Genomic DNA, 24,601 nt, shown 5'->3' with positions numbered 1-24,601 from the left:
GCGGGTTTTCCCGATTCACCTCGCGATCGGGAAAACCCGCGACGGCAGTTCCCGGACCCGGTGCACGGAGTCCACCCGCATCCCGAGTGCTTCGAGCGCGCACAGAATTCGCGAAACGCTTCTTTGCTCGGTCACCGTGCCGAAGACGATCAGCTCGCCACCGATCGGGACGACGAACATTCCCCGGAAATCGTCTACCGCCCGGTTCGCCTGTTCGGGGATTCGGCCGCTGCCCCGGAAGACGTAATTCATTCCGGCCAACGGGCTCATCGGTTCCCCTTTCCCCGTCCGGCCAGGAACCAGGCCGCGGCCAGTACCGCCAGATCGATCGCCGCCATGATCGACGACCAGGTGTGCGACGGCAGGAAGAGCAGCCGCGCGAACAGGTCGAGACCGGCCCGCACGGCGAGCCGGATCGAGGTGACCGAAGTCATGGCGGCGAGAAGGACGGCGAGCGAGAACAACCCCGCCTCGACTCCGACGCGGCCGGTTCCCAGTACGTCGAGTACCGCGAACTCGACGGGGCCGATCCAGAAGAACTGTGTCGCGACGAATACCGACGTCGGCCGTTTCCGGCCTTTCTCTTTTCTCCAGTAATCTCCACGGGCCATCACGCGGCACACGATTCTGGGTGCGCCAAACCTTTTCCTCGCCCAGCGCGGGTGAGACGGCCGAATTGCCTGGCAGGATCCGCTCCGACGATGTGAAACTGGCCGCAAAGGAGGCTGGCGCATGTTGAATGATCAACACATTTCGCCGCGAAGACGGGTACCGAGGACAAAGGTGACCATCCCCGATCCGCCGCCGGATCTCGTTTCCCGGCCGCGTTTGCTCGCCACTCTCGACGAAGCGGGAGAGCACGCCTTGGTGTTCGTCGGGGCGCCCGCGGGTCTCGGCAAGACGGTGCTGCTCGCCGAGTGGGCGGCCCGCCGCCGAGGGGCGGTGGCCTGGGTGTCGGCCGACGCGGAGGACGACGACGAGCGGCTCTTCTGGTCGGCGGTCCTCGAAGCACTGAGCGGCTGCGCCCGGATCCCGGCGGGGAACCCGGTGCGCTCGCTGGCGGTCCCCGCCTCGCCCGGCACGGACCTCGCCTTCCTGGCCACGATCGCCGACGCGCTGGACAGGGTGGCCGAACCCGTCGTGCTCGTGCTGGACGACGCTCAGGAGATCACCCATCCCGGCACTTGGCGCGGGGTGCGTGCGCTGCTGCGGCATCAGCCGTCGGGGCTGCGGCTGGTGATCGCGAGCCGCCGGGAGCCACCGCTGCCGCTGGTGCGCGCCCGGGTCGCGGGCGGGCTTCTCGAAGTGGGCGTGGACCGGTTGCGCTTCTCGCCGGAGGAGGCCGAGACGCTCATCGCGGCGATCGGGCCGGGCATCCCGCGGCATCAGGTGGGGCTGCTCGTGACCAGGACTGGCGGCTGGCCTGCCGGACTGCGGCTCGCCGCCGCTTCCGCGGCGCGAGCGGGGAATCTCGCCGACTTCTTCGCCGGACGGGACCGCGCGGTGCTCGACTACCTGACCGACGAGGTACTCGCTCCCCTGTCCCCCGTCCACCGGGATCTGCTGCGCGCGATCAGCATCTGCGACGACGTCCCGGCGGGGCTGGCGGCCGCGTTGACGGACCGGCCGGACGCGGAGGCGCTGCTCCGCGAACTCGGCGACCCCGCGCGTGTGGTCCACTCCGGCGGAACCCCGCCGCACCACCGGCTTCCGCCCCTGCTGCGCACCTACCTGCGGGCCGAGTTGCTGCGCCGGGACCCGGACCGAACGAGATCCCTGCACGCGGCCGCGGCGCGCTGGTTCGCCGAACACGATCAGGCCGCCGCCGCGCTGCTGCACAGCGTCCGCTCGGGGAACACCACCCGCGTCGGCGAACTTTCGCGCCGCCACGCGGTGACGCTGTTCCTCAGCGGCGAGCACAACGTCCTGCGGCTCGCGCTCGCCGTCCTCGGCGAGCGGCGGGCCGTGGCCTCGCCCCTGCTCGCGCTGGTCTCGGCCGCGTTGTATCTGGAACGAGGTGAACCGACGTCGGCCGAGTCGCAGCTGAGCTGCGCGGACGCGGCCTGGCCCGCCGAACCGGCGGCGGAGCTGACCGTGTTGCGGCAACTGGTGCGCTCCCGGCTGGCCCAGGTCGATCGCGGCCCGGCACAGGCCGTCCGCGCGGCGGAGCGGGTCGACGAACATCTGGCGGCGGACACCGGGCTCAGCGGGCTGGCGACCCTGCACCGGGTGAGTGTCCTGACCGCACGCCGTGATCGTGCCTCCGCACGGACCGCGCTGGCCCGGGTCGCCGAGTCCGCCGGGAACGCGCATCACCATTTCCTGGTCACCCAATGCCTCATCACGCTGAGCGGGCTGGCCGGGTCGGACGGCGACTATCGCGAGATGGACGCGCTGGCCCGGCGGGTGCAGGCGCGGCACGCGGCGCACGACCCGCATCGCTCGCTCGAAGCCGCCCAAGTATCCGCTCAGCTCGCCTACGGTTCCTTGCTGCGCGGCGAGGCCGCCGAATGTGTCGAGCACGCGAAACAGATCGGCCGGATGCTCGGCGACGCGCCGGCCCGCGCGGCCAGGAATCTCGGCCTGATCGCCGAAACCCTGCGTGGCGCGGCGGAATTCGAGCTCGGCGGCTGGCACTCGGGACTGCGGAGGATGCGTCGCGCACGCACCCGGCTCGGCACCGGGCGCAGTTTCTCCGCCGAACACGCGGCGTGGTGCGCGGTGCTGGAACACCGGGCGGCGCTGCGGCTCGGCGCGGCCGATCAGGCGAGGGAGACCTTCCGCTGGGCCCAGCCGATCATCGCCGGTTCGGGCGAACTGCTGCTGATGCGGGCCAGGACCCAGCTGCGGCTCGGCAGGCAGGGCGCGGCGAGTGCCGTGCTGCGCTCGTTGTCGGAGGACGGCGCGCCGATGCTGTTGCCGTGGTCGGGGATCGAGGTGTCACTGATCGGCGTGCGGGCGGCGCTGGCCGCCGGGGCGCCGGAACGGGCCGTGCGGTCGCTGGACGACGCCTTGCGCGCCGCGGAGCCCGGCGACGTCCGGTTCCCGTTCGTGTTCGCCCCTTCCGACGTCATCGCGTTCCTGACCTCGCGGCTGGGCAAACTCGGCGGCGGTGAGCGGTTCGCCTGCCAGGTGCTCGCCCGGCACCGCGAGTCGCGGACCCCGCCGATGCCTGCGCCGCTGACCGAACGGGAACGCAGTGTCCTGCGCCTGTTGCCGACCCAGCGGTCGATCGACGAGATCGCCGAGGATCTGACGGTTTCGCCGAATACCGTCAAGACCCACGTCCGCGGGATCTACGCGAAACTCGACGTCCGCAGCAGGCGTGACGCCGTGGCGACCGCGCTCCGCCGCGGCCTGCTGGACACCGAGGGCATCGATCTCCCGCGCTGACGGCCACTCGCCTCACCTGTCCCGGGTGAGGCGAAGCGGGTGTCGCGAAAGCCACTTTCGGGACATCAGACGTCGCGAAAGTGGCTTTCGCGACCTGCCACTTTTGCCTTACCCCTCAACGGAACCCCGATCCCCGGCGTGAGGAGAGACCATGGCCATGGCGAGCACGGACTACCCGTTCTCCGGCTGGCGGTTCGTCCATCTCGCGGTGCTGCGGCCGCTGCTCACCGTCACCGCGCTGCTGTGCCTGTACTACCTGCTCCCCGTCGACCAAGGGCTGCGGCCCTGGACGGTGGCCGCCTTCGCCTGCGGCCTCGCGATCGTGATCCTGGTCGTCGTCGGCGAGGTGCGGATGATCCTGCGCTCGCCGTTCCCCGCCCTGCAGGGGATCCAGGCGCTGGCCTTGGTCGTGCCGTTGTTCCTGCTCCTGTTCGCCGACGTCTACTACGTGCTCGGCCAGGACCGGCCCGGCTCGTTCGGCACGGAGCTGACGCGGACCGACGCCCTGTACTTCACGCTCACCGTGTTCACGACGGTCGGTTTCGGGGACATCGCGCCGGTTTCGGCGACGGCACGGATCCTCGCGATGATCCAGATGGTGGCGAACCTGCTGGTGCTGAGCATCGCCCTGCGGGTGATCGTGACCGCCGTGCGGCACCGGCGCTCGTCCACGATGCCCCTAGCGACCGGGCAGCAGCAGCGCGGCGATCAGGCCGATCAGCCCGGCCGCGGTCAGCGTGGCGAGTGCCCATGCGAAGCCGTGGCCCGCCGCCCCGGCCAGCACGGAACCCGCGAGCGCCGTCCCCACCGACGAACCCAGGTTGGACACACCGCGCGAGACCCCCGAGATGTCGCCCTGGGCCGCGTCCGGGCTGCGCGACTGGACCAGGTTCACCGACGCCGTCAGCATGATCCCGACCCCGGCACCGAGCAGGAACAGCCCCGGCACGGCACTCGCCACCCCTGAATCCGCCCGCACCAGCAGGAGCACGAGCAGCAGCCCGGCGATGGCGAGCACGAAACCGCCGCGGATCAGGCGGCGCTGCGCGTGCCGCCGGGCCATCCGTCCCGCGGCCGCCGAGGCGACGAGGATGCCGATCGTGGCGGGGGTCAGCATCAGCCCGGTTTCGACGGCGTCGTAGCCACGGGCCTGTTGCAGGAAAACGGCGATCACGAAGAACGATCCCTGGAGGACCAGCCACTGCACGTGCTGGGTGACCAGGCCGAGCCGGGTGACGCGGTCGCGGAAGAGCGCGGAGGACACCAGCGGTTCGCGGCCTGCCCGTTCCCGCGCGCGGATGTGCAGGTGGAACGCGAACAGGATCCCCGCGCCGAGTCCGATGAGGACCCAGGCCGGCCGCAGCACACCGGCCACGACGAAGAACAGGCCCACCGCCGAAAGCACCGCACCGCCGACGTCGAACGGGGTGCGGGCGGGGGCTTCCGGCGGCTCCGCGATCCGCAGCGCCAGGACGACGATCGCCCCGACGACGAGCACCTGCAGGAGGAACGAGGCCCGCCAGCTCAGCCACGTCGTGATCAGCCCGCCGAGGAGCGGCCCGGCGGCGGCGCCGAGCGCGCCCGCGCCGGAGACCACGCCGAAGCGGCGGGCCCTGGTCTCGACGTCGGGACCGGCGACGGTGACCAGGATGTAGATCGGCGGGATCATCAGCGCCGACCCGATGCCCTGCAGCAGGGAATACCCCAGCACCAGCGACACCGGCCCGTGCGCGGCCGAGGCGAGCAGCGCGCCCGCGCCGTAGACGGCGAGGCCCGCGACGAAACACCGCTTGCGCCCCAGGACGTCGGTCAGCTTGCTGCCGGGCACCATCAGCGTCGCCATGGTGAGGGTGAACAACGTGATCGCCGTCTGGATCCCGAGCACCGTCGTGCCGAGGTCCGCGGCGAGCACGCTCACGGCCACGGTCATCGTCGTCGCCGCGTAACTGGCGACGAACTGGGCGAGGGCCAAGGGCGGCACGAGCATCGGCGTGGCCTTCCGGTCGGGTGCCGCACACGGTGTCGCGGCCACCACCCGGCCACCTCACCCCGCACGGATGAGGCGGCGCCCACCCGGCCGGACGACGGTGATCACCGACCGCACCCGATGCCCGAGGAGGCGCCATGCCCGAAACCGCGATCGCCGACCACGGCCTGATCGGCGATCTGCAGACCGCCGCACTGGTCACCACCGACGGGTCGATCGACTGGTTCTGCAGTCCGCGCTTCGACGCGCCGTCGGTCTTCGGCGCGCTGCTCGACGACGAACGCGGCGGCCGGTTCCGGATCCGGCCGAGCGGGCCGCATACGAGCAGGCAGATGTACTACCCGGACAGCGCGGTCCTGATCACCCGGTTCTCGGGCGCGGACGGGATCGGCGAAGTGGTCGACTTCATGCCCCCGTGTGACGGCGCCGCGACCGCCAGGCACCGGATCGCTCGCCTCGTACGCTGCGTCCGGGGACAGGTCACCTTCGAAATGGTGGTCGCGCCGCGATTCGACTACGGCCGTCGTCCGCACGAAGCGATCCCGTTCGGGCACGGCGCCGTCTTCGTGTCGAGCGAACTGTCGCTGACGCTGCACCCGGTCCGCGAACCCGGCGACGAACACCTCGCCGAGACGCGGATCGAGGGCGGCGACGCGCACCTGCGGCTGACTCTCGCGGCGGGGCAGGTCCGGGGCGTCGTACTCGAAACCGACACCGCGGAACCGCCGCGTGAGATCCGGCTCGGCGAATTCACCGGCCTGTTCGACGACACGGTGGGCTGGTGGCGCTCGTGGCTGGCCCGCTCCACCTATCGCGGACGCTGGCGCGAGATCGTGACCCGCTCGGCGATCACCCTGAAACTGCTCACCTACCGGCCGACCGGCGGTCTGGTCGCCGCGCCGACCCTCGGGCTGCCGGAGGAACTCGGCGGGGAGCGGAACTGGGACTACCGCTACACCTGGGTGCGGGACGCGTCGTTCTCGGTCTCCGCGCTGCTGGCGCTCGGCTTCACCGAAGAGGCCGCCCGGTTCGGCGGCTGGCTGGGCGACCGGATCCGCGAAGGCGGCGACGGTGACGGCGGCCCGCTGGCCGTGCTCTACCGCGTGGACGGCACGACGGATCTCCGCGAGGAGGACCTCCCGCACTGGTCCGGGTACCGCGGCTCGGCCCCGGTCCGGATCGGCAACGACGCGGCCGGGCAGCTGCAACTGGACATCTACGGCGAGGCGCTGGACAGCGTCTACGCCGCCGACAGGGCGGGTTTCGGCCTGCCCCACCGCGGGTGGACCGCGGTTCGCGCGGCGCTCGACTGGCTCGGCGAACACTGGGACCAGCCCGAAGAGGGCATCTGGGAGACCAGGGGCGGCCGCCGGTCCTTCACCTACGGCCGGTTGATGAGCTGGGTCGCCTTCGACCGCGGCCTCCGGATGGCGAGCACCCACGGCCGCCCCGCCCCGATCGAGGACTGGACATGGCAGCGCGACAGCATCTACGACCAGATCCTGAACCAGGGCTGGCACCGGACGCGGCAGGCGTTCGTGCAGCACTACACCGGGGACGAACTGGACGCGTCGCTGCTGCGGATGCCCCGCACCGGCTTCCTCCCTTCGCGGGACCCGCTCTGGCTCTCGACCCTCGACGCGATCGGGAAGGATCTGGTCGTCGACAGCCTGGTGCACCGGTACGACCCGGCCGCGTCCCCGGACGGCCTGGCCGGTACGGAAGGCACTTTCTCCTTGTGCAGCTTCGCTTACGCCGACGCGCTGACCCGGGCGGGCAGGCTGGACGAGGCGCGGGCGGCGTTCGAGAAGATGCTGACCTACGCCAATCACGTCGGCCTCTACGCCGAGGAGATCGCGCCGAGCGGCGAGCAGCTCGGCAACTTCCCGCAGGCCTTCACCCATCTCGCGCTCATCGACGCCGCGGTCACCCTCGACGCCGCTTTGGGCTGATTGCGCGAAGATGCGGGGATGGGTTACCGGACCTGGATGCGGTACTTCACACCGTCCGCCGTGCACCGACGGCTGGGCCTGGTGTGCCTCGGGGTCGGGCTGCAGCACGGCGTCCTGCCCGCCGTGGGGCCGCGTGTGCTCGATCATTACGTGGCCGTGGTGGTGTCCAAAGGGCGCGGGTGGTTCGCCGTGACGGGCGGGGAACGGCAGGAGGTCGTCGCCCCCGCGCTGCTGTGGCTCGTCCCCGGGGTCGGGCACCACTACGCGCCCGACCCCGCGCACGGCTGGGAAGAATGTTTCGTCGACTTCGACGGCGGTGCCGTGGACGCCTACGTGGAGCTCGGCTACGTCACGCCCGGGACACCGGTGGTGCCGCTGGGCGACGTCGAGGCCGTGCGCGACATCGTGAGCCGCATCGTGCGCTGCGCCCGGGGCGGCAGCCCGCTGGCCCAGGTCGACGCCTCGGCGGCCGTGCATCACCTGCTGGTGGCGTTGCGGCGGGCCGTCGACAGCACCCCCGACGACGGATCCCTGCTGGAGGCGCTGGCGCAGGACGCCCTGCTGCCGATCAGCGTCGCCGAGATCGCGACCCGCCGCGGCATGACCCTGCCCGAACTGCGCGCCGCCGTACGCCGGAGCACCGAGACCGGGCTGAAGGACCATCTCCTGACCCTCCGCCTCAACCGCGCCAAGGAACTCCTCGCCACCACGCGGATGCCGGTGCAGGAGGTGGCACAGGCGGTCGGTTACGAGGACGCCGCCTACTTCAGCAGGCTCTTCACCCGGCGGGTCGGCGTCTCCCCCGCGCGTTTCCGCGAGTCGCGCGTCCAGGCCGTCCCCGGCGGCTGGAGTACGCGCGTTCCTCCGGCCGACGACCCGCCCTTGGTACCCGACTGACCCCTTGGACTTCCGCACCGCACCGCTTGGACTTTCCGCGCAATAAGTGCATGAACGACGCTTGAAGTTGACCGAAATCGTTGACTTACGCGCAATAACGTTCATAACATCGGCGACCGCCCCGCCAACTGTGGTGCGGGTCACCCTTGGGAGAGAGTCATGCGGACCCTGCCTCTTCTCGGCGCCGCGGCCTTGGCCGTGGCGGCGACCACGGTGGTACCGGTGTCGTCCGACGCCGCACCGCCGGACGCGACGTACACCATCACGGTCGATGCCAAGAAGTCGTTCAGCCCGACCACCGACACCCCGGCGAGTACCTATGTCGACAAGGACGGCACCTTCTACTTCCAGCAGGCGGCCGCGCTCTACGGCGCGGATCAGCCGCGGGAGTGGGACTTCTACAGCGGACGCGATTTCGACAGTTTCACCAAGAACCCGATCAGCTCGGCGGTGAACCCGGCGAATCCCGCCGACCGCAACGACGACACCACCTGGCGCTGCAACAACAGCCCCACCGGCAAGGAATCCACCGATCCGCCGGCCGGTTCCGGCTACTCGCAGCGCAATTTCTGCGACCTCGTCGGCACGTGGGTCGATCCGGACACCGGCGACTGGTACGGCCTGATCCACAACGAGTTCACCCCCGAGCCGTTCGGCGCGTACTCGTTCTCGCATTACGACGCGATCGACATGGCCGTCTCGAAGGACCAGGGCAGGACCTGGACCATCAAGGATCACGCGATCACTTCGCCGTACAGCACGAAACGCGGTGACACGGCGGCGTTCCCGCATCAGACGTTCGACTACGGCGACGGCGACCCCCGCCTGTTCGTCGACACCGCCTCCGGCTACTTCTACGTCTACTACGGCTCGCGCATCGTGCCGAAGGCCGGCGCGGGCGGCCCGATGACCGGACTGGCACACGTCGCCCGTTCGCCGATCTCGGCCAAGATGGCGTCCGGCTCGTGGCAGAAGTGGTTCGACGGCGGCTGGAGCCAGCCGGGCGTCGGCGGCCGCGAGAGCAACATGGTCCCCGTGTCCGCCGCGAGCGACACCGGCTACACACCTGTCGCGGACGACTACGACCCAGCCAACACGGGCAACGTCACCCAGCAGATCGCCGCGGGACAGCTGCCGAAGAAATCGGATCTGTTCATCATGAACATCGCCTACAACGCGCATCTCGGGCTCTACATCGGCGCGCCGGAGGCCGTGGACAGCGTCGTCCCCCAGCGCTATTACGTGACCGACGATCTGACGACCCAGAAATGGCGGCTCATCGGCGACACCGGGAGCTACACCAACCAGTCTTGGTACCGCTGGTTCGTCGACGCGGCGAACAAGACGAATTCGACCATCATCGGCAAGCAGTTCCGGTCGTATTGCGCGGTGGCCTGCTCGAACAACGCGGGCGGCGAGTACACCACGCAGACCATCACGTCGTCCGCGCCCGCACCGTCCCCTGTGGACACTTCCCGCAGGTACCGGATCGGCCTCGGCGACGGCCGGGTTCTCGCGCAGGGCACCGGAACCGCGACGACGTCGGTCGCGAGCACGACCGGATCCGACCGCGAAACATGGCAGTTCTCCTCCGACGGCGACGGCTCGTACCGCGTCGCCAACGCCGCCACGGGCCAGTTCCTCGGCGTCGACGCCGTGCAGGCCGGCCGGGCGTGGGGCGCGAAGCCGACCGTGACCTCGGCTTCGACGGTCGGGCAGCAGTGGTTCGTCATTCCGTCCACTGTGGACAAGGGAACCTTCCGGCTGGTGAACCGCTACAGCGGGCTCGTGCTCGGCCTGTCCGGCAAGACCTCACGCCTGGCGGAGACCACTCCGCTGCGCTCTTGGACCGACACCACCGGGAACGCCGTCGGCGGCGGCCGGACCGCGGCCGAGCAGACACTGAAGTTCACCGACGCCGGCGCGGGCACTCTCGACGGCGTCCACACCCTGGCCGCGTCCGGCAAGAACCTCGACGACCCGGACTCCTCGACGGCGGCAGGCACACCCCTTGTCACCTGGACGCCGAACCAGGGCGCCAACCAGAAGTGGCTGTTCACCAGGCAGTCCGACGGTTCCTACACGCTGACCAACACGCATTCGAAACTGTGCGCCGACGTCGAAGGCGGAGCCACCACCGCGGGCGCGCGCGTCATCCAGTGGACGTGCACCGCCGGAACCAACCAGCGCTGGACGGCGACGAAACAGCCCAACGGCACCTACAAGATCGCCAGTGTCCGCTCCGGCCTGCTCCTGACCACGGCGTCCACTTCGGACGGTGCGGCCGTGACGCAACGGGCCGACACGGGGTCCGCACTGCAAGTGTGGGCCATCGGCTGAGCCGGTGTGGCCCGCTCCTGAAGGGGCGGGCCACCCGGGTTGCGTCTGTGTGGCACATCACACTCTCACTGCACGTCCATGATCCGCACCCGTCTCCCTTCATGAGAGCACTTTCGGTGAAAAGTTCACCGGAGGCGTTGGAGGGAGAACACCATGAAGCACACCGGCATCATCCGTACCACCACCATCACCGGCGTCGTCGCCGCGCTGAGCCTGGCCGCCATCGTCCCGGCGCTGGCGAGCCCGCCTTCCGGCGACCCGGTCACCACCGTGGCCGACCTCGACGGCGACGGGGAGATCGAGACCGTCACCGCGCGGCTCACCGGGCCCGACGACCAGGTCATCTCCGCCACCGTGCACGGCACGTTCACCTCGATCCACCTCGGCGCCGACGGCTCCGTCCCGCTGGAGGCCCCGCGCGTCACCGACCTCAACGGCGACGGCCGCGCCGAACTGATCGTCACCCAGTCCGTCGGCGCCAACACCACCTTCTTCACCGCCCTGCACTACGACGGCCGCAACCTCGCCCAGGTCGTCGGCAACGACGACAAGCCGCTGTCGGTCGCCGAAGGCGGTGGCGTCGCCGCCCACCTGGGTTACCAGTGCACCCCGCTCGACGGCGGCGGCCGCTCCTTCGAAACCGTCGCGGCCGAAGCCGACGACGTCGGGGCCGACCCGCTCACCTACTCGGGCACGCGCACCGTCTACACCCTTCGCGACGGCGCGCTGACGACCCAGAAGACCATCCCGATCACGAGCCGCCCGGTGACCGACCCGGTGCTGGGCACCGACGCCGCCAGCTGCGACCAGGCCGGGAGCTGACACCGCCGCCCCAAGCGCGTGAAGGCCCCCTTCCCTCGGCTGAGCCGAGGGAAGGGGGCCTTCACGCGCAAAGTACGGCTAAGGCGCGTAGGTCAGGCAGTTGGCGGCATGGTCACCGTGGCCCGGTCCGACGCGGACACTCGACGCGGTGCATTCCAACGCGGAATTGTGGCGGCAGTCGGCCCGGGAGCAGGCTCCCACCTGCGCGGTCACTCGGTCGAGTCCACCCTTGGTATTGAGCGGGACGAACGTTCCGCAATCGGCCGAACCATTGCCGCCGCCCACCGTGATGGCGAAAGCGTGACAGCCGTCGTGGTTGTACGAACATCCGCTGACCGTGCATTCGTGGACGGCTGGCATTTCGGTGGTGGTCATAACGACTCCTGTACTTCGTGGTGGTGGTGTCGTTCGGTATGACCAGGGTTGCACCGGCCCGTTCGGGCGGCAATTCGGGGAAATTCATTCACGTCCGGCGAGCAGCCGGTCCAGCCAGGAATTCCGGGCGGCGAGACACGATCGGGCGACGGCGGTTTCCGGTGCGAGATCGTAAAAGCCGTGGAACGCGCCGCCCCAGACGTGCAATTCCGCCTCTCCCCCGGCGGCCCAGATCGCATTCGCGTACGCCACGGCCTCGTCGCGGAACACCTCGGCGGCGGCGACGTCGATGAACGTCGGCGGCAATCCGCCGAGATCCGTCGCGCGGGCGGGGGCGGCATACGGCGAGACGTCGGGACCGCCCCGCCGGTCGCCGAGGACCATGGTCCACGCCGTCAGGTTGCTGGTCCGGTCCCAAACGCCGACGCCGTCGTATCGCCGCGCGGACCCGGTGTCGTTCCGGTCGTCGATCATCGGGCACTGGAGCAGCTGGCCGCGCAGCGCCGGTCCGCCGCGGTCACGCGACAGCAGCGTGACACCGGCGGCGAGGCCACCTCCGCCACTGCCGCCGAAGATGACCAGCTTGCCAGGGTCGAAGCCCAGCTCGTCCGCGTGCGCGGCCATCCAGTCCAGCCCGGCGTAGCAGTCCTCCACCGGCACCGGATCCGGATGTTCGGGCGCGCGGCGGAATTCGACGGTGACCGCGACGGCGTCGTATTTCATCGCCCATTCGACGAGCGGGCGCACCGACGCGAACCGGTCGCCCATCACCATTCCGCCGCCGTGCACGTGATAGATCCCCGGCCCGCCGCCGCGATGATCCCGGCGCGCGATGACCGAAACGGTGATCTCCGCGCCGCCGTATCCGGGGATCGTGTGATCGGTCCAGGTGACCGGACGGTCGCCGATCTGTTCTTCGATCGCCGGGAACGGCAGTGCCCGGTACCGCTCCAGTTGCTCCGCCGTCATACCGACCGGCACGTTTCCCTTCAGCGAGGGCAGTACGGCGGCGAGTTCGGGATCGTATGCGGGTTCCACCATCCGCGCGAGCCTAGCCAGCGGGCGCCGACGATCCGTATACGCCGGGTCAGAGATCGACGTCGAGCCGGGAAGACGCACGCGAGACACAGCAGTACATCCGCCCGGCCGGCGCGCCGATGTCGTCGCGGTGCTCCGGTTCCCCGCCGACGACGCCGATCTCGCAGCTGCCGCAAACGCCTTCACGGCACCCGGACGGGATCCGGAACCCCGCGTGGTTCAAGGCGTCCAGCAGGGACTCCTCCGCGGCGACCGGCACCGTCCGGCCGGAGCGGACGCAGTGCACCTCGAACGGCACGTCGGGCGCGAATTCCTTGGCCACCGGCCGGAAACGCTCAAGGTGCAGGCGATGCGCGGGGAACGCCGCCTCGGCCGCGTCGAGCATCGACGCGGGGCCGCAGCAGTAGACCAGCGCGTCCGGGCCGAGTTCGGCCGCCAACGCGACGAAGTCGGGCCTGCCGTGCGGGTGAAGGCGCACCCTGTCGCCGTACTCCGCCTTGAGCTCGGCGGCGAACGGCATGGTCGCTTCGGACCTGCCCACGTACACCAACCTGGCCGAGGAACCCGCCGCCGCGAGCATCGGCCGGATGGGGGTGATGCCGATACCGCCCGCGATGAACAGGTATTCCGGGGCGGGCAGCAACGGGAAGTTGTTGCGTGGCAACGAGACATCGAGAGTCCGGCCCGCGCGCAGGAACAGGTGGACGTACTCCGAACCGCCGCGGCTCAGCCGGTCATGGCGGACGGCGATCCGGTAACTGCCGCGATCGGCCGGATCCCCGCACAGGGAATACTGCCGGGTCAGCCAGTTCGGCAGCGCCAGATCGACGTGCGCGCCCGGTTCCCAGGGCGCCAAGGGCCCGTCGGCGCCGCGCAGCACGAGCGAGACGGCGCCTTCGGCGACCGGTTCCACGCGGTCGAGAACGGTCTTCTGCATCAACGGGATCACCTCAGTACAACTGCCGGTAGCCGGCTTCGAGCATGGTCTCCAGTACCGCGGAATCGACGCCGGGACCCATCTGCTCGGCGGCGATCTCGCCGACGGACGGCAATTCGCCCGCCAGTGCCTGGCTGGCCGGATCCCAGAGCCGGGCCCGGATCAGCGCGCGGCCGCAGTGGAAGAAGGTCTCCGCCACGTCGACGATGATCGCCAAAACCGCGGGCTTGCCTTCGGTGCGCATCCGCGCGAGCACGTCCGGATCGTCGGTCGGATAGGCGCGGCCGTTGACCCGGAACACCTCCCGGACGCCGGGGACCACGAACATCAGGCCGATCCCGTCGTTCTCCGCGAGATTGCGGAAGGAGTCGGCGAGTTTGTTGCCCGGCCGGTCGGGGATCGCCAGTGTGCGCTCGTCGAGCACCTTCACGAAGCCGGGATAGTCGCCGCGCGGTGAGCAGTCGGGCAGGCCGGTCGCGTCCGACGTCGCCATCGCCACGAACGGGGCATGGGCGATGAACCGGTGGCCGTGCCGGTCGATCCGGTCGTGGACCTTGGCCTTGATCATGGCCTCCGGCTCCCCCAGCCGGGCACGAACCTCTTCGGGCGACAGCCTGCGCGGGCGCGTATCAGTGCTGGTCATGGCACAATTATGAGCAATTGTTCAGCCCGCTCGCTACTCGCTTTCGCGCCGCTTCACCGGGAGTGTCATGACGTCGGAACAACGACGGCTTCAACCACGTAAACAGCCGCGCCAGGTCCGGGCCGAGCTCACCAGGCAGCGCATCCTCACCGCGGCTGCTCACGTTTTCGCCGAGTTCGGGTACGCCGCGGGGACGACGAACCGGATCGCCGAACGGGCCCGGATCTCGATCGGCTCGCTGTATCAGTACTACCCGAACAAGGACGCGATCCTCGCCGAGCTGCTGACCCGCCACCTCGACGGCGACCGGGCCACCGCGACGCTGCGCCGGCACAAGAAGTCGCCGGAGCCGCTCGAAACCATCATCCGGGATTTCGTGCGCACGGTGATCGAGAACCATCTCGACGATCCCCGGCTGCTGCAGATCATGCTCGAACAGGCGCCCCGCTCCGGCGAACTGCTGGACCGGGTCACCCGGCTGGAACGGGAGATCATCGGTGATCTGCGGGAACTGCTCCACGGCCATCGCGAGGTCCGCGTACAGGACAAGGACACCGCGGCCCGGCTCGTCGCGTCGACCGTGGAGCTGACCGTGCACCAGCTCATCGCCGCGCCCGGCTCCATCGACGTCACGCGGCTCGAAAACGAGCTCGTGGCGATGATCACCGGCTACCTCCGCACCTGATTTCCGGGGGTTGACCAGGCGATGAGCGGGTATTCACCGGTGTGAGCCGACTTGGGGACAGCGTGCGCGGCCTCACCGCCCGATGGCGGCGGCGAGGCGGCGCACTCGCGCTGATCTGGACACTGATCACCTTCGGCCTGGTCACGATGCTGTGGGTGTCCGGCTTCCGCGCGTGGCCGGTGTACCTGACCGCGGCGCCGGGCGCCGTCGTCACCGTCCTGCTGTGGATCGGTGTCGCGCGCACTCGCCGCCGGAAGGTGGTCGAGAAACAGCCGAGCGGTTGAACTACTTCGTCGCGCGCATGGCCAGCTGGTCGAATTCGCGATCCGGCAGGGTCCTGTTGAGTTCCAGGAGCTTCTCGGCGAGGTGACCGACGGCGTACCGCGTCTCCGGCTTCTCGGCCTCGATGGCGCGCCGGATGGCATCCACGACCACGGACGGGTCGGAACCGTCGCTGAGCCCGGTTTCCCCGTGCCGCGCCATGGCTTCCGCCATCTCGCGATACGCCCCGCGGCCGGAGTTCTCCCTCAGCTGAGCGGAAGTCTGGTCTTCGAACTCGGTTTTGACGATACCCGGCTGGATGATGACGACGTCGATGCCGAAGGGCCCGACCTCCATCCGGAGCGTGTCGGAGAAGGCTTCGAGCGCGTGCTTCGACGCGTAATACCAAGCACCGAACGGCAAGGCGATCTCGCCGCCGATCGACGAGACGTTGACGATCGTGCCGGATCGCCTGCCCCGCATGGCGGGCAGGACGAGCTGAACGAGCCTGGCGGGCGCGAGGAGATTGACTTCGAGCTGGTCGCGCGCGCCGTCGAGCGGCACGTCCTCGACGGCGCCGTGCAGAACGGTCCCCGCGTTGTTGACCAGGACGTCGATCCGTTGCCGCTCGTCGAGAACGGTGCCGACCGCCCGGCGGAGATCGTCCTCGTTCCGAGCGTCCATCTTCAGCACCCGGCCGCCCGCCGCGCGGAGGTCGTCCATCTTCTCCACCCGCCTCGCGGCGCCGTAGACGATGTGCCCGGCGCGCAGGAGTTCCAGCGCGGTCGCGTGGCCGATCCCCGACGAAGCTCCGGTGATCAGGCAAACCTTGGCCGTCATCCCGTACGTACCTTCCGTTATCTTCACTCCTGACAAAACCCTATGACCAGTTTTCCTTTCTCCGCAACATAGAACCTATAATCGATGCAATGACCGTGCAGGTGAATGCACCAAGACAGGAGTGCCTGTGCCGGGAACACGCCTGACCCACGACGAGCGCGTGCGAATCGCGTCGGGGCTGTCGGCGGGGCTCGCCTACGCCGAAATCGCCCGTCGGATGGAACGCCCCAAATCGACCGTGATCCGTGAGGTGGCGCGCAACGGCGGCGCCCACGGTTACCGGGCGGATCAGGCGCAGCAGGCGACGCGATGGCGGGCGCGCCGCCGCAAACCCGGTCCCTCGCCGAGCAGCCCGCGGCCCCCGGAAACGCTGCGCGACTTCGAAACCGAATTCGCCGAAACGATGGCCGCGACCGGCGTCCCGCCGATGATGGCCAGGGTCCTGGCGTGCCTGTTCACCGCGGACACCGGCGGCGGTACCGCCGCCGAACTGGTCGCCAGGCTGGCGGTCAGCCCCGCGTCGGTGTCCAAGGCCGTCGGCTGGCTCGAACAACGCGGCCTGATCACGCGCGAGCGTGCGGGCAGACGGCAGCGATACGTCATCGACGACGACTTCGGCTACCGCGCCTGGCGGACGAGTCTCGAAGCGATGACCCGATGGGCGGAGGTCACCCGGCGAGGTGCCGCCCTGCTCGACGGCCCGGCAGGCGCCCGGCTGGACGCCACGAGCCGGTTCTTCCGGCATCTGCGCGAGGACATGAGCGAGGCGGCCGAACACTGGCGCCGGAGCGGCCCGCGCTGACGGGGCGGGCGACCGAAGCCGCCCGCCCCGTCCGGAACGCCGTGGCGTCACCCACGCTTGAATTCCTCCCAGGTCACCTTCTTCACCTTCGGGCCGTCGTCCTTGGCGTGGCTCGCCAGCCCGTTGAGGCCCTTGAAGTAGTCACCGGCCTGGGCCTGCGCCTGCGGCGACATGTCGGTGTCGCTGATCGCGATGCCGTGGATGTGCTCCACCCAGTCGCCCTGGCTCGGCGTGCGGTGCCATGCGGCGAACCCGACCTCGCGCAGCGCCTTCACGGCGGCGGTCTTGTTCGAGATGTTGTTCACCGAGATGTCGACCGCGCCGCCGCCGTCGTGCGTACCGCCCGAAGCTCCGACACCGCCGGCGTTGTACGAGCCCTGCGTGATGGTGAACTCGACCCCGGCCTTCTTCTCCGCGGCCGCGATCATGTCGGCCGTGCGCTTGTTGACCGTCTTGCCGTCCAGGCTGGTCTTCGAGCCGACGCTGATCGGCGCGGTCACGGTGTAGCGGCCTTTGCCCAGTTCGGTCAGCGAGCCCTTGCCCGGCAGACCGCTCGCGGCGAGGCCGCTGTGCCCCAGCGATTTCTGGTACTTCTGGTATGCGGTCACCGTCGAGGTGCCGAAGTGCCCGTCGACCTGTTTCTTGTCGAGCAGGTTCTTCGCGGCCAGCGCCTGCTCGACCACCTTGACGCTCTCCCCGGAACCCGGCGTGATCGACTGGTCGGCCTTGTACGGATCCCACATGGCGGCCTTGACCACGGCCTGCATGTCGACCGAGGGTGCGGCCACCGCGGGCTGTGCCGCCGTCATCCCCAGCGTGGCCCCGGACAGAGCGGCGAACATCGCGGCGGTTGCCACCTTGCGCATGACTGCTCCTTCACTCGATGGCTGCTCCCCGTGAGCAGCTCGTGATCGACACTGGCCCGGAAGCGGTGTCACCCGGAACCGTCTGTACGGAACGTCTGACGTCAAAAACCGCAGGTTGACAGCGTTTGACAGCGCGCGTGGCGGGCCGATCCCGCTGGTCAGCGCGGCGATCCGGACACTCTTCGCGATATAGTCACCAAGCCGCGAAGAGTGACGAAAAACGTTGTCACGTTGGACACGATCGCGAGGGGGAGCGTGCCGGAACCGCGAACAGGTGAACGGGCGCCGGAGCTCGAAGCGTTCATGGAGGAGCTGCGGAAGCTCCGGACGCGTGCCGGGGAGCCGTCCTTCCGGAAGATGGCCGCGAAGTCCGGCGCGGTGTCCCACGCGACCCTGCACCTCACCGTCACCGGCAAGCGGTTGCAGCCGTGGGAGACGGTCCGGGAGTTCGTCCGCGCCTGCGACGGTGACGAAGCGGAATGGCACGCCCGATGGCAGGGTGTCCAGCTCGTGCTCTCCGCCGGCCGCGAACCGGATCCCGCGCCGCGGTCGCGGTCCAAACTCCTCCTGGTGGCGCTCGCCCTGGTCGTCGTCGCCGCGATCGCCGCCGTCGTGGTCGTCCTGCTGCCGGACGCGCAGGACCCGTCCGTGCCACCCCATCCTGGTGACGCCAGCAAGTTCGTCGCCGACGTCACCATCCCCGACGACACCGTGGTCGGACCGGGCAGCCAGTTCGTGAAGGTGTGGGAGCTCAAGAACACCGGCACCGTCGAATGGCGGAAGCGGTATCTGCGCCGTACCGACCTCCCGGTCGCCCCCGGCGCCTGCCGCACCCCGGACCGGATCCCGGTCAACGACACCGCCCCGCAGGGGAACGTGCAGGTGACGGTCACCGTGAGCGCCCCGCCGACCGCGCCCGTCGATTGCAAGGTCTTCTGGAAGATGGTCGACGAGGAGAACCGGGAACTGTTCCCGGCCAGCAGGCCGATCTACTTCTCGGTGCGCGTGCGCGCCTGAGCCGTTTTCGCGTGCCCCGAGGCGGAACTCACGTGATTGAAGGCGGAACTCGCGTGTCTGGAAGGCGATCACGCGGCGGATTCGGTTCCCGGTGTGTTCGCCGTTCAATCACGCGAGTTCGCCGTTCAATCACGCGAGTTCCGCTTCTGATCACGCATGAGACGCGCCTGAGCCGGTGAAAACACCTCGTTAGGCCGGAAAAGTGCGCTGCCCCCGCTTTCCTGGCTCCCTACGCTGAATTCCGCGCACGAGAATCACAACGTCCTCGGGAGACTCCAGTGAGAGCAACGAGAATCGTGTTCTGCGCCCTGTTCGCCCTCGGCGCCGCCTGTCTTTCCCCGGCGGCGTCGGCGGCGCAAAACGCGTTCACCCTGTCCAGCACCGCTTTCGCCAATGGCGGTCTCATACCCAAGGTGCACGAGTGCACCAGCGGCGGCGGGCACGATCCGGCCAAGAAGAACGAGTCGCCGCCGCTGGCCTGGTCGGGCGCTCCCGCCGCGGCGAAGAGCTACGCGATCGTCATGCGCGACCTCGACAACGCCAACCTCATCCACTGGGTCATCTACGACATCCCGGCGTCCACGGCTTCGCTCCCCCAGAACGTCCAGCACGTCTACCGGCCCCCGGTTCCCGCGGGTTCCAGGCAGGTCTACTACCGCGGGAGCGCCAGCCTCTACGGCTACCAGGGGCCGTGCTCGCCCTCGACCGTGAACACCTACGAGTTCGTCGTGCACGCCCTAGACCGGGCCTCGCTCACCGGCCTGAACTCCAGTTCGTCGACGCAGGCCGCCGCCAGGGCGATCACCGCGGCTTCGATCGGTTCGGCGAGGATCACCGGCGAGTCGTAAGTCCCCAGGTCATCCGTGGCAAAATCGGCCCAATGCGGATCGGGATGCTGGGGCCCTTCGAGGTGCACACGGACGACGGCGGCCTGGCCGACGTGCCGGGGGCGCGGCTGCGCGGGCTGTTGATCGCCCTCGCGCTCGAACCGGGACGCGTGGTCCCGAAGGCGGCGCTCGTCGACTGGATCTGGGGCGAGCAGCCGCCCGCCGACGCGACGAACGCCTTGCAGCGCTTGGTTTCCCGGCTGCGGAAGGTGCTTCCGGATGGCGTCGTCGAGGGACAGACCGACGGCTACCGGCTGAAAGTGGCGCCCGACGACGTCGACGCCGTGCGGTTCGAACGGCTCATCGAGCAGGCCCGCGGCGACGAGGAGCCCGGGCGGCTGCGCGAGGCGCTCGGCCTGTGGCGCGGGGCGGCCATGCAGGACGTCGGCCTGCAGGACAGCGGCGCGTTCGACGCCGCGGTCACCCGGCTCGAAGGGCTTCGCCTGACGGCGTTGGAGGACCGGTTCGACGCGGAACTCGACCTCGGCCACGGCGCGAAGCTGGTCACCGAGCTGACCGACCTGGTGGCCGCGCACCCGCTGCGCGAGCGGCTCGTCGCCGCGCTGATGCGGGCCCTCGCGGCCACCGGCCGTGACACCGAGGCGCTGCTCGCGTACCAGCGCACGAGGGAGGCCTTGGCCGACGCGCTCGGCGTCGACCCCTCGCCGGAGCTGTCCGCGGTGCATGTCCAGCTGCTGCGGGGTGAGCTGGGACGGCGTGAGGAGAACCGCAAGACCAACGTGCGCGCCGAGCTGACCAGCTTCGTCGGCAAGGAGGTCGACGTCGCCAAGGTCCGCGAACTCGTCGCCGGCCACCGGCTCACCACCCTGATCGGGCCCGGTGGTTCGGGAAAGACCAGGCTGGCCACGGAAGCCGCGCGCACCATGCTCGGCGACCTGCCGGACGGCGCCTGGCTGGTGGAGCTCGCGGCCATCGGCCCCGATGACAAGGGGGGCGGGCCCGAAGGGCAGGGGGGTGGGAAGAACAATGTCGCACAAGCTACCCTCGCCGCGCTCGGCCTGCGGGACGCGCTGCTCGGCGACTCTTCGAACGCCGAACCCGCCGAGCGGGTCGTCGCCGCGATCCGCGACCGGGAAGTCCTGCTGATCCTGGACAACTGCGAGCACGTGATCGAGGCGGCCGCGGCCTTCGCCCATCGGGTGCTCGGGGAATGCCGCCGTCTCCGGATTCTGGCGACGAGCCGGGAGCCGCTCGGCATCACCGGCGAGACGTTGTGGCATGTCGTGCCGCTGGCCGTACCGGACCGGCAGGCAAGCCCCGGCGAGATCGAGTCCTCCCCCGCCGTCCGGTTGCTGCGGGACCGGGCCGGCGCGGTACGCAAGGATTTCGTGGCCGACAAGGCCACTTTGGCCACGATGGCGCACGTGTGCCGGATCCTGGACGGGATGCCGCTGGCGATCGAGCTGGCCGCGGCCCGGCTCCGCACCATGTCCATCGAGCAGCTCGCGAACCGGCTCGACGACCGGTTCCGCCTGCTCACCGGCGGCAGCCGGACCGCGCTGCCCCGGCACCGGACGTTGCGCGCCATGGTCGACTGGAGCTGGGAGCTGCTGTCCGAAGCCGAGCGGACGGTCCTGTGCCGCCTCTCGGTGTTCTCGGGCGGGGCGAGCCTGGAGGCGGCCGAGCGCGTCTGCGTGAGCGAAGCCGTCGAGGAGTACGAAGTCCTCGAACTGCTCACCACGCTGACAGAGAAGTCGTTGCTGGTCTCCGCGGGCGACGAAGCGCCGCGTTACCGGATGCTCGGCACGATCAAGGAGTACGCCGCGCAACGGCTCGCCGAGGCGAACGGAACACTGCTGGCGCGCCACGCGCATCTCGCGTATTTCACCGATCTCGCCGAAGCCGCGGAGCCGATGCTCCGCCGCACGGAGCAGCTGGAATGGCTCGCCAAGCTCAACGCCGAGCACGACAACATCACTTCGGCGATGCGCGGCGCCCTCACGGCGGGCGAAGCACCGGAAGCGATGCGGCTCGCGGCGGCCTGTGGCTGGTACTGGTGGCTCAGCGGGCACCGCACGGAAGGCATGGAGCTGGTCAGCGCGGCCGTCAAAACGCCGGGCGAGGTACCGGAAGAGGTCGCGGCCATCGTGTACGGGCTCGTCTCGCTCTTCGTGAGTTCCGGTTTCGCCGACGAACACACCGCGGCGAAGTGGATCCACGAGTCGTACCGGCTTGGCATGCGCACCGAGAAGAAGCATCCGCTGCTGGGACTCGTCGTCCCGCTGGAACGCATGCTGGCAGGGGAAGAGGCGCTGCCCGCGTGGGAACCGGTGCTGGCGGACGAGGACCCTTGGGTCCGCGCGCTGGGCAGGCTGCACCTCGGCAAGATGCGGGTCACGCTCGGCCATCCCGGCCGGGAGGCGGACGAGTATCTCGAGCGGGCGCTCGGCGAGTTCCGGGCCATCGGCGAACGGTTCGGGATCTCGTTCGCCCTGACCGAACTGGCGGACCGGATCGCCACGCGCGGCGAGTTCGCGACCGCGTGCGAGTACTACGAACAGGCGGTCACGGTGGTGACCGAGGTCGGTTCCGTCGAGGACCTGATCCGGCTGCGGTCCCGGCAGGCACAGCTGTTCTGGCTGATGGGCGACGAGGAGGCCAGCGCGGCCGCCGCGGCCGATGCGGAGCGCCGCGCCGAGCAGGTCACCTGGCCGGGTGCCCTGGGCATGTTCGCCCTTTCGCAGGCGGAGCTCCTCCACTGGCGTGGCGAAACCGAGGAAGCGTCGAAGCACCTCACCTTCGCGACGACCGTGATGGGCGACGAAGCGGGACTGGGCCACGTCCGCGCCGTCACCCACGACCTTCGCGGCTACTTCGCGGACGATCTCGACCGATCCCGTGAACACCGGGAATCGGCCTATCAGGCGGCGCGTGAGGTGCAGCACCAGCCCTTGATCGCCCACGTGCTCGTCGGGATCGCGGATCTGGCCCTGCGCCGGGACGATCCCGAGCAGGCGGCGCGGCTGCTCGGGGCGGCCGACGAACTGCGCGGGCTGCCGGACCGGTCCCGTCCGGACGTCACCCGCATCGAGACGACAGTGCTGCGCCGCCTCGGCGAAACGAAGTTCGCGGAGGCGGCGCGAGAAGGCGCTGTGGCGGACTGGAAACAGCTGGCCGAGGTCACGCTCGCTTCTTGAACGTCGAGGACGCCCACAGGTATCCGGCGAGCGCGATCCCGGCGCACCAGCCGAGGGCGGGGAGCACGTCGCCCGCGGCGGGCGCGCCGTTGAGAAGCCCGCGCAGGGTCTCGATGATCGGTGTGAAGGGCTGGTACTCCGCGAACTCCCGGAGCCCCGGCCCCATCTTCTCGGCGGGCACGATCGCGCTGCTGAAGAACGGCAGCATGACCAGCGGCACCGAGGCCATCCCCGCGGTTTCCGGGGATTTCGCCGCCAGTCCCAGCGCGACCGTGAGCCAGGCCGCCGCGAAACCGAGCAGGACGACGATGCCCGCCACGCCGAGCCAGTCGAGGAAACCGGCCGCCGGGGAGAAGCCGAGGAGGAAGGCCACGCCGGTGAGCGCCGCGATGGCGACCAGGTTGGTCAGCACGCTGGCGATGACGTGCCCGGTCAGCACCGCGCCGCGGGAGACGTCCATGACCTTGAACCGGTTGATGATGCCCTTGGTCATGTCGGAGTTCACCGCCGTCGCGGTGGCCCCGAGGCCGTAGCAGACGGCCAGCAGCATCAATCCCGGTGTCGCGTAGTCGATGTAGTCGACGCCGACGCTGAACGCGTCCCCGAAGACGTACACGAACATCAGCATCATCACCACCGGCATCAGGATCGCGTTGAACACCGAGGTCGGGTTGCGGACGAGGTGTTTGAAGTTGCGGCGCAACATCACCGTCGAGGGGGAATTCACTTGGCTGCCTCCGTGTCGTGGCCCGTCAGGGCGAGGAAAACGTCATCGAGATCAGGGGTGTGGACGGAGAACTCTTCGGCGGCGATCGAGTACTCGTCGAGCCGGTCCAGCAGCGAGCGCAGGGATTTCGTCCCGGCGTCGCTGGGGATCCGCAGGGCGAGCGCCTCGTCGTCGCGGGCGGCTCCGGGGAAGATCCGCGCCGCCGCGTCGAGTTCGGCGACGGTGGTGAAGCGGAGCCGGACGTGCGTGCCGGGCATCCGGCGCTTGAGCTCGGCGGGGGTGCCCTGTGCGACCAGGCGGCCCTGGTCGAGGACCGCGATCCGGTCGGCGAGCTGGTCGGCTTCCTCGAGGTACTGGGTGGTGAGGAAGACGGTCACGCCGCCGGCCACCAGCTCGCGGATGATCGACCACATCGTGCGACGGCTGCGCGGGTCCAGGCCCGTGGTCGGCTCGTCGAGGAAGATGATCCGCGGGTCGCCGACGAGCGTCATCGCCAGATCGAGCTTCCGGCGCATGCCCCCGGAGTAGGTCGACGCCGGTTTGCGCGCCGATTCCACCAGGTCGAAGCGTTCCAGCAGCTCGGACACGACGTTCTTGCCCGCGGTCCCGCGGCTCAGATCCACCATCAGCTGGAGGTTCTCCTGGCCGGTCAGCAGTTCGTCCACCGCCGCGAACTGGCCGGTGACGCCGATCGCGGCGCGCACCGCCTTGGCCTCGGTCACGAGATCGTGGCCCGCGACCTTCGCGGTCCCGCCGTCGGCCTTCATCAGGGTGGTCAGCAGGTTCACCGTCGTGGTCTTCCCGGCCCCGTTCGGGCCGAGCAGGGAGAAGATGGTGCCTGCCTGGACTTCGAGGTCTATGCCGTCGAGCACGACCTTGTCGCCGAAGGTCTTTCGCAGTCCGGAGACCGCAATCGCTGTGTCGTTCATGGACACCACAGTGGGCGGCCGCGCTGACACGGCCCCGCCACGCCG

Annotated in this window: 22 protein-coding genes and 1 pseudogene; 12 read left to right on the top strand and 11 right to left on the bottom strand. The window is 69.8% G+C overall.

The features are described from left to right. Window positions 1–15: 15 nt before the first annotated feature. Complete coding sequence (locus ACIBTM_RS22485) at window positions 16–270, bottom strand: hypothetical protein (RefSeq protein WP_395879023.1); 255 nt, start codon at window positions 268–270, stop codon at window positions 16–18. After that, window positions 267–611 carry a hypothetical protein gene (locus ACIBTM_RS22480; RefSeq protein ID WP_395879401.1) on the bottom strand — a complete coding sequence of 115 codons (345 nt, stop codon included), beginning with the start codon at window positions 609–611 and terminating at the stop codon, window positions 267–269. Before ACIBTM_RS22480 ends, ACIBTM_RS22485 begins: the two co-directional genes overlap by 4 nt. Window positions 612–783: 172 nt before the next feature. Between ACIBTM_RS22480 and ACIBTM_RS22475 the strand changes: the two genes are divergently transcribed. Both ACIBTM_RS22475 and ACIBTM_RS22470 read left to right on the top strand, forming a co-directional pair. Further along, the gene (locus tag ACIBTM_RS22475; protein ID WP_395879022.1) at window positions 784–3,393 is read left to right on the top strand and encodes a LuxR C-terminal-related transcriptional regulator; all 2,610 of its coding nucleotides are present in this window, start codon (window positions 784–786) and stop codon (window positions 3,391–3,393) included. A gap of 151 nt (window positions 3,394–3,544) precedes the next feature. Continuing rightward, a pseudogene (locus ACIBTM_RS22470) lies at window positions 3,545–3,985 on the top strand (potassium channel family protein); the annotation flags it as partial. 87 nt (window positions 3,986–4,072) lie between these two features. Here the strand turns inward: ACIBTM_RS22470 and ACIBTM_RS22465 are convergent. Then, window positions 4,073–5,380 carry an MFS transporter gene (locus tag ACIBTM_RS22465; protein WP_395879399.1) on the bottom strand — a complete coding sequence of 436 codons (1,308 nt, stop codon included), beginning with the start codon at window positions 5,378–5,380 and terminating at the stop codon, window positions 4,073–4,075. Between the two features lie 137 nt (window positions 5,381–5,517). Here ACIBTM_RS22465 and ACIBTM_RS22460 point away from each other — a divergent pair, with 137 nt between their 5' ends. The 4 genes from ACIBTM_RS22460 (at window position 5,518) to ACIBTM_RS22445 (ending at window position 11,391) form a co-directional block, all read left to right on the top strand. After that, window positions 5,518–7,332 (top strand): glycoside hydrolase family 15 protein, encoded by a 1,815-nt coding sequence (locus ACIBTM_RS22460; protein ID WP_395879021.1) that lies wholly within the window; start codon window positions 5,518–5,520, stop codon window positions 7,330–7,332. An 18-nt stretch (window positions 7,333–7,350) separates the two neighbouring features. Beyond that, the gene (locus ACIBTM_RS22455) at window positions 7,351–8,229 is read left to right on the top strand and encodes a helix-turn-helix domain-containing protein (protein ID WP_395879020.1); all 879 of its coding nucleotides are present in this window, start codon (window positions 7,351–7,353) and stop codon (window positions 8,227–8,229) included. Between the two features lie 159 nt (window positions 8,230–8,388). Beyond that, window positions 8,389–10,569, top strand: a complete 2,181-nt coding sequence (locus tag ACIBTM_RS22450) for an RICIN domain-containing protein (protein ID WP_395879019.1) — start codon at window positions 8,389–8,391, stop codon at window positions 10,567–10,569. A 153-nt stretch (window positions 10,570–10,722) separates the two neighbouring features. Next, the gene (locus ACIBTM_RS22445; protein ID WP_395879018.1) at window positions 10,723–11,391 is read left to right on the top strand and encodes a VCBS repeat-containing protein; all 669 of its coding nucleotides are present in this window, start codon (window positions 10,723–10,725) and stop codon (window positions 11,389–11,391) included. Window positions 11,392–11,469: 78 nt separating this feature from the next. Here the strand turns inward: ACIBTM_RS22445 and ACIBTM_RS22440 are convergent, their stop codons facing one another. The 4 genes from ACIBTM_RS22440 to ACIBTM_RS22425 all read right to left on the bottom strand — a co-directional run bounded on the left by ACIBTM_RS22440 (window position 11,470) and on the right by ACIBTM_RS22425 (window position 14,384). Next, complete coding sequence (locus ACIBTM_RS22440) at window positions 11,470–11,766, bottom strand: DUF1540 domain-containing protein (RefSeq protein WP_395879017.1); 297 nt, start codon at window positions 11,764–11,766, stop codon at window positions 11,470–11,472. An 84-nt stretch (window positions 11,767–11,850) separates the two neighbouring features. Next, on the bottom strand, window positions 11,851–12,807 hold the full coding sequence (locus ACIBTM_RS22435; protein WP_395879016.1) for an alpha/beta hydrolase: 957 nt from the start codon (window positions 12,805–12,807) through the stop codon (window positions 11,851–11,853). Window positions 12,808–12,853: 46 nt separating this feature from the next. After that, window positions 12,854–13,741 (bottom strand): PDR/VanB family oxidoreductase, encoded by an 888-nt coding sequence (locus tag ACIBTM_RS22430; RefSeq protein WP_395879015.1) that lies wholly within the window; start codon window positions 13,739–13,741, stop codon window positions 12,854–12,856. A gap of 13 nt (window positions 13,742–13,754) precedes the next feature. Next, complete coding sequence (locus tag ACIBTM_RS22425) at window positions 13,755–14,384, bottom strand: MSMEG_1061 family FMN-dependent PPOX-type flavoprotein (protein ID WP_395879014.1); 630 nt, start codon at window positions 14,382–14,384, stop codon at window positions 13,755–13,757. Window positions 14,385–14,451: 67 nt separating this feature from the next. Here ACIBTM_RS22425 and ACIBTM_RS22420 point away from each other — a divergent pair, with 67 nt between their 5' ends. Next, the gene (locus ACIBTM_RS22420; protein WP_395879013.1) at window positions 14,452–15,069 is read left to right on the top strand and encodes a TetR/AcrR family transcriptional regulator; all 618 of its coding nucleotides are present in this window, start codon (window positions 14,452–14,454) and stop codon (window positions 15,067–15,069) included. A 41-nt stretch (window positions 15,070–15,110) separates the two neighbouring features. Continuing rightward, entirely contained in the window at window positions 15,111–15,353 is a 243-nt protein-coding gene (locus ACIBTM_RS22415) for a hypothetical protein (protein ID WP_395879012.1), read from the top strand. Window position 15,354: 1 nt separating this feature from the next. Here ACIBTM_RS22415 and ACIBTM_RS22410 read toward each other — a convergent pair whose 3' ends face one another. Then, a complete protein-coding gene (locus ACIBTM_RS22410) occupies window positions 15,355–16,170 on the bottom strand; it encodes an oxidoreductase (protein WP_395879011.1) in 816 nt (271 codons plus the stop codon). A gap of 127 nt (window positions 16,171–16,297) precedes the next feature. Here ACIBTM_RS22410 and ACIBTM_RS22405 point away from each other — a divergent pair, with 127 nt between their 5' ends. Continuing rightward, window positions 16,298–16,972 carry a helix-turn-helix domain-containing protein gene (locus tag ACIBTM_RS22405; protein WP_395879010.1) on the top strand — a complete coding sequence of 225 codons (675 nt, stop codon included), beginning with the start codon at window positions 16,298–16,300 and terminating at the stop codon, window positions 16,970–16,972. A 47-nt stretch (window positions 16,973–17,019) separates the two neighbouring features. On the opposite strand, the gene ACIBTM_RS22400 is transcribed toward ACIBTM_RS22405, so the two are convergent. Next, window positions 17,020–17,838, bottom strand: a complete 819-nt coding sequence (locus ACIBTM_RS22400) for a peptidoglycan-binding protein (protein ID WP_395879009.1) — start codon at window positions 17,836–17,838, stop codon at window positions 17,020–17,022. Between the two features lie 210 nt (window positions 17,839–18,048). On the opposite strand from ACIBTM_RS22400, the gene ACIBTM_RS22395 reads away from it, so the two are divergent. The 3 genes from ACIBTM_RS22395 to ACIBTM_RS22385 all read left to right on the top strand — a co-directional run bounded on the left by ACIBTM_RS22395 (window position 18,049) and on the right by ACIBTM_RS22385 (window position 22,900). Beyond that, window positions 18,049–18,855 (top strand): NBR1-Ig-like domain-containing protein, encoded by an 807-nt coding sequence (locus ACIBTM_RS22395; RefSeq protein ID WP_395879008.1) that lies wholly within the window; start codon window positions 18,049–18,051, stop codon window positions 18,853–18,855. A gap of 296 nt (window positions 18,856–19,151) precedes the next feature. Then, window positions 19,152–19,703: a YbhB/YbcL family Raf kinase inhibitor-like protein gene (locus ACIBTM_RS22390; protein WP_395879397.1), complete on the top strand. Its 552-nt coding sequence runs from the start codon at window positions 19,152–19,154 to the stop codon at window positions 19,701–19,703. A gap of 32 nt (window positions 19,704–19,735) precedes the next feature. Beyond that, complete coding sequence (locus tag ACIBTM_RS22385) at window positions 19,736–22,900, top strand: BTAD domain-containing putative transcriptional regulator (RefSeq protein WP_395879007.1); 3,165 nt, start codon at window positions 19,736–19,738, stop codon at window positions 22,898–22,900. Here the strand turns inward: ACIBTM_RS22385 and ACIBTM_RS22380 are convergent. Next, complete coding sequence (locus tag ACIBTM_RS22380) at window positions 22,884–23,627, bottom strand: ABC transporter permease (protein WP_395879006.1); 744 nt, start codon at window positions 23,625–23,627, stop codon at window positions 22,884–22,886. The two genes, ACIBTM_RS22385 and ACIBTM_RS22380, sit on opposite strands and share 17 nt — an antisense overlap. Beyond that, window positions 23,624–24,556 carry an ATP-binding cassette domain-containing protein gene (locus ACIBTM_RS22375; protein ID WP_395879005.1) on the bottom strand — a complete coding sequence of 311 codons (933 nt, stop codon included), beginning with the start codon at window positions 24,554–24,556 and terminating at the stop codon, window positions 23,624–23,626. Before ACIBTM_RS22375 ends, ACIBTM_RS22380 begins: the two co-directional genes overlap by 4 nt. Window positions 24,557–24,601 lie beyond the last annotated feature (45 nt).

Origin of the sequence: Amycolatopsis sp. NPDC049868, assembly GCF_044461365.1 — a bacterium.
In the GTDB taxonomy this organism is placed as follows: domain Bacteria; phylum Actinomycetota; class Actinomycetes; order Mycobacteriales; family Pseudonocardiaceae; genus Amycolatopsis.
Note: the sequence above shows the minus strand (reverse complement) of the source record. Positions and strands in the feature narration are given on the sequence as shown.